7 protein-coding genes and 6 tRNA genes are annotated in these 10,835 nt (G+C 65.9%); all 13 read right to left on the bottom strand.

The genetic code is table 11. From position 1 onward, the window contains the following. Positions 1-446: 446 nt before the first annotated feature. A complete protein-coding gene (locus tag ACTHK2_RS16300) occupies positions 447-2,381 on the bottom strand; it encodes a SurA N-terminal domain-containing protein (RefSeq protein ID WP_440246768.1) in 1,935 nt (644 codons plus the stop codon). A 226-nt stretch (positions 2,382-2,607) separates the two neighbouring features. After that, positions 2,608-2,682: transfer RNA gene (locus ACTHK2_RS16295), tRNA-Val, on the bottom strand. 42 nt (positions 2,683-2,724) lie between these two features. Continuing rightward, positions 2,725-3,012 carry an HU family DNA-binding protein gene (locus ACTHK2_RS16290; RefSeq protein WP_310735126.1) on the bottom strand — a complete coding sequence of 96 codons (288 nt, stop codon included), beginning with the start codon at positions 3,010-3,012 and terminating at the stop codon, positions 2,725-2,727. A 264-nt stretch (positions 3,013-3,276) separates the two neighbouring features. Next, the gene (gene lon / locus ACTHK2_RS16285; RefSeq protein WP_440246767.1) at positions 3,277-5,736 is read right to left on the bottom strand and encodes an endopeptidase La; all 2,460 of its coding nucleotides are present in this window, start codon (positions 5,734-5,736) and stop codon (positions 3,277-3,279) included. 134 nt (positions 5,737-5,870) lie between these two features. Next, a complete protein-coding gene (locus ACTHK2_RS16280) occupies positions 5,871-6,485 on the bottom strand; it encodes a DUF4410 domain-containing protein (RefSeq protein WP_440246766.1) in 615 nt (204 codons plus the stop codon). 55 nt (positions 6,486-6,540) lie between these two features. Next, positions 6,541-7,818 carry an ATP-dependent Clp protease ATP-binding subunit ClpX gene (gene clpX / locus ACTHK2_RS16275; protein WP_440246764.1) on the bottom strand — a complete coding sequence of 426 codons (1,278 nt, stop codon included), beginning with the start codon at positions 7,816-7,818 and terminating at the stop codon, positions 6,541-6,543. Positions 7,819-7,933: 115 nt separating this feature from the next. Then, positions 7,934-8,572, bottom strand: a complete 639-nt coding sequence (gene clpP, locus ACTHK2_RS16270) for an ATP-dependent Clp endopeptidase proteolytic subunit ClpP (RefSeq protein ID WP_440246763.1) — start codon at positions 8,570-8,572, stop codon at positions 7,934-7,936. 26 nt (positions 8,573-8,598) lie between these two features. Beyond that, the gene (gene tig / locus ACTHK2_RS16265; protein ID WP_440246762.1) at positions 8,599-9,876 is read right to left on the bottom strand and encodes a trigger factor; all 1,278 of its coding nucleotides are present in this window, start codon (positions 9,874-9,876) and stop codon (positions 8,599-8,601) included. Positions 9,877-10,108: 232 nt separating this feature from the next. Further along, a tRNA-Leu gene (locus ACTHK2_RS16260) sits at positions 10,109-10,193 on the bottom strand. Positions 10,194-10,256: 63 nt separating this feature from the next. Continuing rightward, positions 10,257-10,332: transfer RNA gene (locus tag ACTHK2_RS16255), tRNA-Lys, on the bottom strand. A gap of 27 nt (positions 10,333-10,359) precedes the next feature. Then, a tRNA-His gene (locus ACTHK2_RS16250) sits at positions 10,360-10,436 on the bottom strand. Between the two features lie 85 nt (positions 10,437-10,521). Next, a tRNA-Arg gene (locus tag ACTHK2_RS16245) sits at positions 10,522-10,598 on the bottom strand. Between the two features lie 70 nt (positions 10,599-10,668). Next, positions 10,669-10,745 (bottom strand) — tRNA-Pro (locus tag ACTHK2_RS16240). Positions 10,746-10,835 lie beyond the last annotated feature (90 nt).

Here is a 10,835-nt window from a genome sequence, read left to right as displayed (position 1 = left end):
CGGCCTATCTGGCCCTATGGGGGCGCGTGTGTGTTGGGGGGCGGTGCTGCTACTGCTCTGTTCTGCTGTGTGGGCGCACCCGGCCGCCTACGGTGACCCGGCGTGGCCCTGCCGCGCGGGCGGCGACGCGGGGTGCCCTTTCTCTTGGTGACTTCTCTTTGGGCAAGCAAAGAGAAGTCACCCGCTCGCCGCCGAGGCGAGCGGAACCTTGCGACGACGCCGCGTTTTGGCGAAAGAAGCCTTGCGCGGCTACCGACGCCGGCTTTGAATGTGAAGCCCCGCATAACGGCTTCTACCCAGGCCCGGCCCACTTCGGAAAGACGAGACGTGCGGATCCACATCATGACGGCACGAAGATCGGGCGCAACCCGTCGCGACGTTCGGGAACTCCAATAAAAAGGCCGCGCAATGTGCGGCCTTTTTCGCAACCGGGAAACCGCGACCCGCTACGGATTCTGGTCCTGCAACTTGCTTTCCGAGATCGACACCTTGGTCGCCTTGCGAATCGCATCGACGAACTCGCGCGTGACCGCCGACGACGACTGCTGCTGCAAGGTGTTGCGCGCGGCCTCGCGCGTCTTCGCGTCGAGCTTGGACGGATCGCCGTCGGTGACGCCGGTGAGTTGCACGAGCGCGTAACTGTCGCCACCGAGGTCGACGAGGCGGTAGCTCGGCTGGTCGCCTGCGGGCCGCGGCATCGAGAACACCGCGGAGACGAGGCGGCTGTCCAGGTTGGCGGCGTCGCGGCCGACCCCCTTCTGCTCCTCGACCTTGAGGTTCTCCGACGTCGCCAGTGCATCGAGGGTCTTGTCCTTGCCGAGCTCTGCGAACAGCGCGTCGGCGTGATCCTTCGCCTGCTTGGCGGTACGCTCGGAAACAATGCGCTTGCGCACCGCCTCGCTCACCTCGGCGAGCGGCTTGGGGGTCGCCGGCTTGTGCTCGGCGATGCGCATGACCGCGATGTGGTTGGGGCCGATCTCGACCGGATCGGAATTGTTGTTCTGCACGAGCACGCTGTCGCCGAATGCGGCCTGCGCGAACGCCGGGTTGGCGGCGATGCCCTGCCCGCCGGTGCGGGCGAACAGATCGGTCTTCTGCACCGTGAGGCCGAGCTCCTTCGCAGCGGTCTCGAGCGTGGACGGATTCTGATAGGTCAGCTCGGTCAGGCGACCGGCCTTGTCGGAGTAGACGCGCTCGCGCTCGGTGTCGGCGTATTCCTTCACCAGATCGGGCTTGACCTCGTCGAAGCTGCGCGTCTTGCCCGGGCGGACGTCGCGCAGTTCGATGACATGGTAGCCCTCGCCGGTCAGCACCGGTTTGGAGACTTCGCCCTTGGCGAGCGCGAACAACGCGTTCTCGAAGGCTTCATCGGTGGTACCGCGGTCGAGCCAGCCGAGATCGCCGCCCTGGTTCTTCGAGCCGAGGTCGGCCGATTCCTGCTTCGCCAGCGTGGCGAAGTCCTTGCCGCCCTTGAGCTGCCGCTCGATGTCTTCGGCCTTGGCCAGCGCCGCCTTCTGGTCGTCCGGCGAGCCCTTGCCGCCCACCTTGATCAGGATGTGCGAAGCGAGGCGCTGTTCGGGCGTGACGTAGCGCGCCTTCGATTTTTCGTAGCGATCCTTCAGCACGCCCTCGTCGGGCGTCTGGTCGATTTCGAGTTTCGACGCGTCGAGTTCGAGATATTCGACCGCGACCTGCTCCGGAATCATGAACTCGGCCTGGTGCTGCTTGTACCAGGCGTCGATCTCGTCGTCCTTGATTTCGCCCTCGGCGGGCGCGGGCTTGTCGAGCTTGGCGAACCGGAAGTCGCGACTCTGGTCGCGCAGGCGCAGGTAGGCGTCGACTTCAGCGTCGGTGGCGATCGAGGTCGCGGCGATCTGCGTCGGCAACAGGCCGCGGCCGATCTCCTTGCGCATCTCCTCTTCGAACGACTGCGGGCTCATGCCGTTGGCGGCGAGCACCTGCTTGTATTGCTCGGGGTCGAAAACGCCTTCGTTCTGGAACGCCGCGACCTTCTGGATCTCGCTGCGCAGCCGTTCCAGAGGAACGACGATGCCGAGCCGGTCGTTCGCCTCGAGCAGCAGCTTCTCGTTGACGAGGTCCTCGAGCACGCGGTGCTTGTACGCCGGCGTCTGGAACATCGACGCGTTCACGTTCGCACCGAACTGCTGCTTCATGCGCTGCATTTCGAACTGCACCGCGCGGTTGTATCGCTGGGTGAATTCCTGCTCGCTGATGGCGCCGTCACCGACGGTCGCCACGTTCGTGCTCGTGTTCGCCACGAAGTACGACTCGATGCCGAAGAACGAGAAGCCGATGACGATCACCCCGAGGACGATCTTCACGAACAAGCTGGATTTCTTTCCGCGCAGAAGCTGCAGCATGGATTGGGAACCTGTGTGATGGAGCCGGCCGGCGTGGAGCCGACCGGATGGGCGATTTTACGCGGTCACGGCCGCCGCGCGAGACACCTCGCGCACAGGACGACGGCGCCCGAGGGCGCCGTCGCTGGGACCGCAGGATCGCTGCCGGCGCCGTTTCGCCCGCGGGATCCGGTCGCGCATTCCCCGTGCGCGGAGCGTGCCGGCCGCGAACCCCTGCGGCCGAAGCTGGTGGGTGCTGAGGGTTTCGAACCCCCGACCCTCGCCTTGTAAGGGCGACGCTCTACCGCTGAGCTAAGCACCCGTGTTGCCACGGACGCGGCGACGCGCCGCGTCCGACGTCCCGTCAGTTCAGCGCGTCCTTGAGGGCCTTGCCGGCCTTGAACGCGGGAACCTTGGACGCCTTGATCTTGATCGTTTCGTTCGTGCGCGGGTTGCGACCCGTGCGCGCAGCGCGCTTGCGCACCACGAAGGTGCCGAAACCGACGAGCGAGATGGACTCACCGGCCTTGAGGGTCTTCTTCACCACCTTGAACATCGCCTCGATGGCGCGCTCGGCGTCGGCCTTGGTCAGTTCGGAGGCATCCGCGATCGCGGCGACAAATTCGGCTTTATTCATGTAGGACTCCCGCACGGGGCATGCACCCCGCAGAATTTGATCGAGTCGAAACGCGCATGGGCGGAGGTGATGCACCTCGGGTCAGCGCGTCTCGGTACCCCGCAATCGCCCGGACGGCTGCGTCACCTGGATCGCGGCGCGCTCTTTATACCAGTGCCCCCAAGGCCACGCAACACGACGTGTTGAGCGGATTTGCAGGAATTTCGCGCATTTGCGCCACTTGGGAGGTGCGCGCTCGATGAAGGCGGCAGCGATCGCGCCGCCTTCGCCGAGCGGACCTCAATGCGGACGCACGCCGCTTTCGGCCGGATGTTCCTCGCGCGCGAGCGGCGCATCGCCGTCGGACTTGGTCGCGGGTGCGAGCGGCCGTTCGAGCGCGATGTCGAGCACTTCGTCGATCCAGCGCACCGGATGGATCTCGAGCGACTGGGTCACGTTCTTCGGGATGTCGACGAGGTCCTTGCGGTTCTCTTCGGGGATGATCACCGTGGTGATGCCGCCGCGATGCGCGGCGAGCAGCTTCTCCTTCAGGCCGCCGATCGGCAGCACGCGACCACGCAGCGTGATCTCACCCGTCATCGCGACTTCCGAGCGAACCGGCACCTTGGTCAGCGCCGACACCAGCGCCGTGCACATCGCGATGCCCGCACTCGGCCCATCCTTCGGCGTCGCGCCTTCGGGCACGTGCACATGGATGTCGAGCTTCTGGTGGAACTCCGGATCGACGCCGAGCCGATCGACGCGTGCGCGCACGACGCTGAGCGCGGCCTGGATCGACTCCTGCATCACGTCGCCGAGCTGGCCGGTATGGATGAGCTTGCCCTTGCCGGGAACGATCGTCGCTTCGATGCTGAGCAGGTCGCCGCCGACCTCGGTCCAGGCGAGGCCGGTCACGAGGCCGATTTCATTCTGCTGTTCGGCGCGGCCGTAGGTGAACTTGCGCACGCCAAGGTAGTCGTCGAGGTTCTTCGCGCTCACGCTGACCTTCCCGCGCTTGCGCTCGCCGCCCTTCTTTGCAGCCTTCGCCGCAGCGAGGCTGAGCTCCTTGACCACCTTGCGGCAGATCTTGGAGATCTCGCGATCGAGGCTGCGCACGCCCGATTCGCGCGTGTAGTAGCGCACGACATCGCGCAGGGCGTCTTCCGACACCGAGAGCTCCGCCGCCTTGAGACCGTTCGCCTTGAGCTGCTTGGGCACCAGGTAACGTTGGGCGATGTTGAGCTTCTCCTCCTCGGTGTAACCCGGGATGCGGATGATCTCCATGCGGTCGGCGAGCGCCGGCGGGATATTCAGCGAATTGGCCGTGGCGATCCACATGACCTCGGAGAGGTCCACATCGACCTCGAGGTAATGGTCGTTGAAGGTGTGGTTCTGTTCCGGATCGAGCACCTCGAGCAACGCCGCCGACGGATCGCCGCGGAAGTCCATCGACATCTTGTCGATTTCGTCGAGCACGAACAGCGGGTTCTTCGTGCCCGCCTTGGTCAGGTTCTGGATGATCCTGCCCGGCATCGAACCGATGTACGTGCGGCGATGGCCGCGGATCTCCGCTTCGTCGCGCACGCCGCCGAGCGACATGCGGATGAACTTGCGGTTGGTCGCCTTGGCGATCGACTGGCCGAGCGAAGTCTTGCCGACGCCCGGCGGGCCGACGAGGCAGAGGATCGGCCCCTTCATCTTGTGCACGCGCTGCTGCACCGCAAGGTACTCGAGGATGCGTTCCTTGACCTTCTCGAGCCCGAAATGGTCGGCGTCGAGCACGTCCTCGGCGCGCTTGAGGTCGCGGCGCACCTTGGTCTTCTTCTTCCACGGCACGCCGAGCAGGCAGTCGATGTAGTTACGCACGACGGTCGCCTCGGCGGACATCGGCGACATCTGCTTGAGCTTGTTGAGCTCGGCGCGCGCCTTCGCCTCGATCGGCTTGGGCATGCCGGCGGCGCCGATCTTGCGCGCGAGTTCCTCCAGTTCGTTCGGCGCATCCTCGATGTCACCGAGCTCCTTCTGGATCGCCTTCATCTGCTCGTTGAGGTAGTACTCGCGCTGGCTCTTCTCCATCTGCGACTTGACGCGGCCGCGGATGCGCTTCTCGATCTGCTGCACGTCGATTTCGCCGTCGACGAGGCCGACGAGGAGTTCCTGCCTGTCCGCGACGTCGACCGTCTCGAGCACGCGCTGCTTCTCCGCGACGCGCACCGCGATGTGCGCGGCGATCGTGTCGGCGAGGCGCGACGGGTCCTCGATGCCTGCGAGCGTCGACATGAGTTCGGGCGGGATCTTGCGCGAGAGCTTCACGAGCTGCTCGAACAGGCTGGTCAGCTGGCGGCCGATCACCTCGATCTCGCGCTCGCCGCGCGTATAGCTCGCCTCGAGCACGCGCGCGTGCGCGACCATCAGGCCGTCGCGTTCGCCGAACGCGGCGATCTCGGCGCGGTCGGTGCCCTCGACGAGGACCTTGATCGTGCCGTCCGGCAACTTGAGCAGCTGCAGCACCGTCGCGATCGTGCCGATCGTGTAAAGGTCGGCGACCGCGGGTTCGTCCACGTCGGGACTGCGCTGCGCGACGAGCAGGATCTTCTTGTCGTCCGCCATCGCGCTTTCGAGCGCGCGCACCGATTTCTCGCGGCCCACGAACAGCGGGATGACCATGTGCGGAAACACGACCACGTCGCGCAGCGGCAATACCGGCAGCTCGATCGGATCGTGCGGGGTCTTCGGAAGTTTGCTCGGCTTGTCGGTCATCGGAACTCTTGGGTAAACGGTGGCGAAACGGGGTCCCGCGCAAATACGAATGGCAGCGTGGACCGACGCTGCCGTATCGTCAAGTGAGGATTCGCCGCGGAATTTGCAAGCTTGCCCGCCGCCGGCGGGTCCGCTCAGAACTCGTTCAGCAAATTCGCCGTGTCATCGGCGACCTGGCGGATCGTGCGCGCCATGAGTTCCTCGTAGTCCCCGCCGAAACCGCCGAAACCGGAGCGGCGCTGCTGGGTGAAGGAGAGCAGCACATCGCCGGACGCGCCATCGACGAGCTCGCAGCGCACTTCCACGCGCACCGCGCCGGCGCCGAAACCACCCCAGTAGCGCTTCGCGCGCGAGCCGGGATCGAGCAGCAGCACCTTGCCGCGCAGGTGCAGCACACGTGCCGCGGACGGCGCGGCTTCGACCACGTCCACCGGCTTGGCCGACGCCTCGCGCAGCCGCTCGGCGAACACGGCCGTGAAGCGTCCGAGCATGTTCTTGACCGGCTCGTAGGTGTTCTCGTCGCTCGCCGGCAGCCCCACGCCGTCGGTCACGAGCGGCTCGATCGCGATACGCTCGTAGTCGGCGCTGCGGAACGTGCGGGTGATCTCGACCACGTCGATGTCCGGGCCCCAGTCCTCGTAACGGCCCGGTGCGGTCGACGCCGGCGCGTGTTTCGCCTGTGCCGGTGCAATGGCGCACGCGAGCATGAACGAGGACAGCAGCAACCCTGCAACGAATCGCATCTTCATCGGAATTCCCCTGGGTGGACGCAAACGGCGGCGGCGCGTCGGCGCCGCGGCCGCCTCACTCGGAGGCGGCGCGGGTCTGCATGTTGCCGCGATAGATCAGGTACGGCTCGGCCTGGCCGTTGAGGACGGCCTCGTCGACGACGACCTTGCTCACGTGTTCGAGCGACGGCAGGTTGAACATCGTGTCGAGCAGCACCTGCTCGAGGATCGTGCGCAGGCCGCGAGCGCCGGTCTTGCGGCGGATCGCCTTGCGCGCGATCGCGATGAGCGCGTCGGGGCGGAACTCGAGTTCCACGCCCTCCATCTCGAACAGCTTCTTGAACTGCTTGGTGATCGCGTTCTTCGGCTCGGTCAGGATCTTGACCAGCGCCGTCTCGTCGAGTTCCTCGAGGGTCGCGACCACCGGCAGGCGGCCGACGAATTCGGGGATGAGGCCGAACTTGATCAGGTCTTCCGGCTGCACCTCGGCGAGCAGCTTGCTCGCGTCGGCCTGGCGGTCCTTGCTGCGCACTTCGGCATTGAAACCGATGCCGGTCGCTTCGGAGCGCTGCAGGATGATCTTCTCGAGGCCCGCGAATGCGCCACCGACGATGAACAGGATGTTCTTGGTGTCCACCTGCAGGAATTCCTGCTGCGGATGCTTGCGCCCGCCCTGCGGCGGCACCGAGGCGACCGTGCCTTCGATGAGCTTGAGCAGCGCCTGCTGCACGCCTTCACCGGACACGTCGCGCGTGATCGAGGGGTTCTCGCTCTTGCGCGAGATCTTGTCGATCTCGTCGATGTAGACGATGCCGCTCTGCGCCTTCTCGACGTCGTAGTCGCACTTCTGCAGCAGCTTCTGGATGATGTTCTCGACGTCCTCGCCGACGTAACCGGCTTCGGTCAGCGTCGTCGCGTCGGCGATCGTGAACGGCACGTTGAGCAGGCGCGCGAGCGTGTCGGCGAGCAGCGTCTTGCCCGAGCCGGTCGGGCCGACGAGCAGGATGTTCGACTTGGCGAGTTCGACGTCGTCATTGCGGCTGCGCGTCTCGAGCCGCTTGTAGTGGTTGTACACGGCGACCGCGAGCACCTTCTTCGCGCGCGCCTGGCCGATCACGTACTGGTCGAGCACGTCGAGGATCTCGGCCGGCTTTGGCAGGTCGCTGCGCGCGCTGGCCGCCTTCTCCTCGAGCTCCTCGCGGATGATGTCGTTGCACAGCTCCACGCATTCATCGCAGATGAACACGGACGGGCCCGCGATGAGCTTGCGGACCTCGTGCTGGCTCTTGCCGCAGAACGAGCAGTACAGGATCTTGCCGTTGTCGCCCGATCGGCTTTGCCGGTCGTCAGTCATGCTCCGCCTCGGAGTGTCGCCGCAATTGCAGGCGCAGGATAGCACAGCGCGACCGGACCCTCGGTCCGGCCGCGATTGATGTAAAAAAGCGTGAAGTGGCGCCGATCTTGCGCGATCAGGCCGGCGTCACCGGGACTTCGCCCGGGCGGCGGTCGAGCACCGCGTCGATCAGCCCGTACGCCTTGGCATCCTCGCCGCTCATGAAGCGGTCGCGCTCCATGTCGCGCTCGATCTGCTCGAGCGGCTGGCCGGTGTGCTTGACGTAGATCTGGTTGAGGCGGCCGCGCAGGTAGAGGATCTCGCGCGCCTGGATCTCGATGTCGGTCGCCTGGCCCTGCGCGCCACCGGAGGGCTGGTGGATCATCACGCGCGAGTTCGGCAGCGCGTAACGCTTGCCCTTGGCGCCCGCGGTGAGCAGCAGCGACGCCGCGCTGCAGGCCTGGCCGACGCACATCGTGCTGACGTCGCAGCGGATGTACTGCATCGTGTCGTAGATCGCGAGGCCCGCGGTGACCACGCCACCGGGGCTGTTGATGTACAGGTTGATGTCCTTGTCGGGGTTCTCCGACTCGAGGAACAGCAACTGGGCGACGACCACGTTCGCCATGTAATCGTCGATCGGCCCGACCACGAACACCACGCGCTCCTTGAGCAGGCGCGAGTAGATGTCGTAGGCGCGCTCGCCACGCGAGGTCTGCTCGACCACCATCGGGACGAGGTTGAGGCTGGTGGCCGGGGTGATCAGGCTGGACATGGGGTTCTCCTGGGCGCCGTTCGCGCTCAGGCGCCCGGCCGCATGACGTCGTTGAAACTGAGCTGCTGTTCGCTGCACTTGGCGTGGTCGGCCAGCCATTCGACGACCTGGTCCTCGATCACGCGGTTCTGCAGCGCGCTCATCAATTGGGGGTCGCGCGAATAGAGTTCAACGACCTGCTCGGGTTCCTCGTAGGTCGAAGCGATCGTCGCCAGCGCTTCGCTGACGCGGCGCGAGTCGAGGCGGATGTCGTTCTGGCGCGCGAGTTCGGCGATGAGCAGGCCGGCGCCGACGCGGCGGCGCGCGGTCGGCAGGAACTGCGCGACGGCGTCCTGGCTCTGCAGGCCCGCCTGGCGCGCGAGCTGGCGCGCCTCGTTCTCGACCATGCCCTGCGGCAGCTCGAGTTCCGGATGCGCTTCGACGAGCTTCTCCAGCGCGCCCGCCTTGAGGCGGCCCATCAGGACGCCCTTGAGCTCGCGCTCGAGGTTGGCGCGCACGTCCTCGCGGAAACGCGCGAGGCCGCCTTCCTTGATGCCGAAGCTCGCCGCGAACGCTTCGTCGACGGCCGGCAACTGCGCTTCCTGCACGCGCACGAGCTTGACGGTGACGTCGACCGACTTGCCGGCGAGCGCCGGCGTTCGCACCGCGGCCGGGAAATCGACATGGGTGGTGAATTCGTCACCGGCCTTGTGGCCGGCGAGCTTGTCTTCGAGTTCCTTGGAGTACGCGCCCGAGCCGAGCACCGCGCCGACGCGGTCGGTGCCATTCTCCGGGTGGCGGAAGCCTTCACCCTGCGCGGAGAACTCGAACAGCACCATGTCGCCTTCCTTCGCTTCGCGCTCGACTGCGTTCCAGGTGCGACGCTGCAGGCGCAGGGTCTCGATCATCTGGTCGATGTCCGCATCGGTCACGCTCGCGACGGGCTTGACGATCTCGAGGCTGCCGACGTCGAGCTTGCCGATCTCCGGCAGCACTTCGAACGTGGCCGTGTACTCGATCTCTCCGTTCTCCGGGCGGCCCGTCGTCGCGATCGACGGCTGCACGGCCGGGCGCAGCTTTTCCTGCGTGACCGCTTCCTGGAAGCTCGAGCCGATCATCTCCGACAGCGCTTCGTTGCGGATCTGGTTGCCGTAGCGCTGCTCGATCACCTTGGTCGGCACCTTGCCCGGGCGGAAACCCTTGAGGCGCGCGCTGCGACCCATCTCCTGGATGCGCGAGCGCACGGTGTCCTCGAGGCGCTGCGCGGGGAGGCGAACCGTGAGCTTGCGGCCGAGCGAACCGACGTTTTCGATCGAGACTTGCATGGTGTTCCTCAGGATCAATGTGCAGTTGGCGAGGCCGCGCATCCGGTCGCGGCCTGCTGAAAAACGGTCGCGGCGTCACCGCGCCACGCTTTTCGCTTCACGCGCTCTCGCGCTCGATGCGATGGCACGTCCTGTGCCGATGCATGCTCCGACCGGGCTGCAGACGTCGCGAAACGCCGCGGTCCGGGTCACCCCAGGCGGTCGCTGCGACAGGCACGTTGCGGGAAGGAAGTGGTGCGAAAGGAGAGACTCGAACTCTCACGGGTTGCCCCGCCAGAACCTAAATCTGGTGCGTCTACCAGTTTCGCCACTTTCGCCCGGACCGGCCTGCCGCCTGCGCGAAGGCTCTTCCGGAGCCGGCGCGCTCGCGCCAGGAAAAATGGTGGGCCGTCTAGGACTCGAACCTAGGACCAAGAGATTAAGAGTCTCCTGCTCTACCAACTGAGCTAACGGCCCGCTTAACTTCTAGATTGTAACGAAAGTTGGGGTGGACGATGGGACTCGAACCCACGACAACCGGAATCACAATCCGGTACTCTAACCAACTGAGCTACGCCCACCACTGAAGCTGTGCACACCGGCAAGACACCGCCGCGCAACACCTCGTTGCAGGCTTTCCATTCCACCGTCTGACCGCACGGCGGATGGCACGCCCGACAGGACTCGAACCTGCAACCGTCGGCTTAGAAGGCCGATGCTCTATCCGGTTGAGCTACGGGCGCATCGACAGCCGCATTGTCACAAGTCCCGGCGCCAGACGCCGCGCCGATCCCGCCCTGCTCCGCGAACGGATGGTCGGGGTAGAGGGATTCGAACCCCCGACATCCTGCTCCCAAAGCAGGCGCGCTACCAGACTGCGCTATACCCCGTTCAGTCCGTCTCCGCGCCGTGCCGGCCGCGAAAAAGGATCGACGATGGTACGAAAGCACCGTCCTTCGCGTCAATCCGGATCACCGTCG

It is taken from the genome of Dokdonella sp. (assembly GCF_051958935.1).
Taxonomy (GTDB): Bacteria; Pseudomonadota; Gammaproteobacteria; order Xanthomonadales; family Rhodanobacteraceae; genus Dokdonella_A.
Note: the sequence above shows the minus strand (reverse complement) of the source record. Positions and strands in the feature narration are given on the sequence as shown.

Excerpts from the sequence above, each read along its gene's own strand:
- clpX (WP_440246764.1), bottom strand. The coding sequence starts at position 7,818 with ATGACTGACGACCGGCAAAGCCGATCGGGCGACAACGGCAAGATCCTG.
- ACTHK2_RS16300 (WP_440246768.1), bottom strand. The coding sequence starts at position 2,381 with ATGCTGCAGCTTCTGCGCGGAAAGAAATCCAGCTTGTTCGTGAAGATC.
- ACTHK2_RS16280 (WP_440246766.1), bottom strand. The coding sequence starts at position 6,485 with ATGAAGATGCGATTCGTTGCAGGGTTGCTGCTGTCCTCGTTCATGCTC.
- clpP (WP_440246763.1), bottom strand. The coding sequence starts at position 8,572 with ATGTCCAGCCTGATCACCCCGGCCACCAGCCTCAACCTCGTCCCGATG.
- lon (WP_440246767.1), bottom strand. The coding sequence starts at position 5,736 with ATGACCGACAAGCCGAGCAAACTTCCGAAGACCCCGCACGATCCGATC.
- tig (WP_440246762.1), bottom strand. The coding sequence starts at position 9,876 with ATGCAAGTCTCGATCGAAAACGTCGGTTCGCTCGGCCGCAAGCTCACG.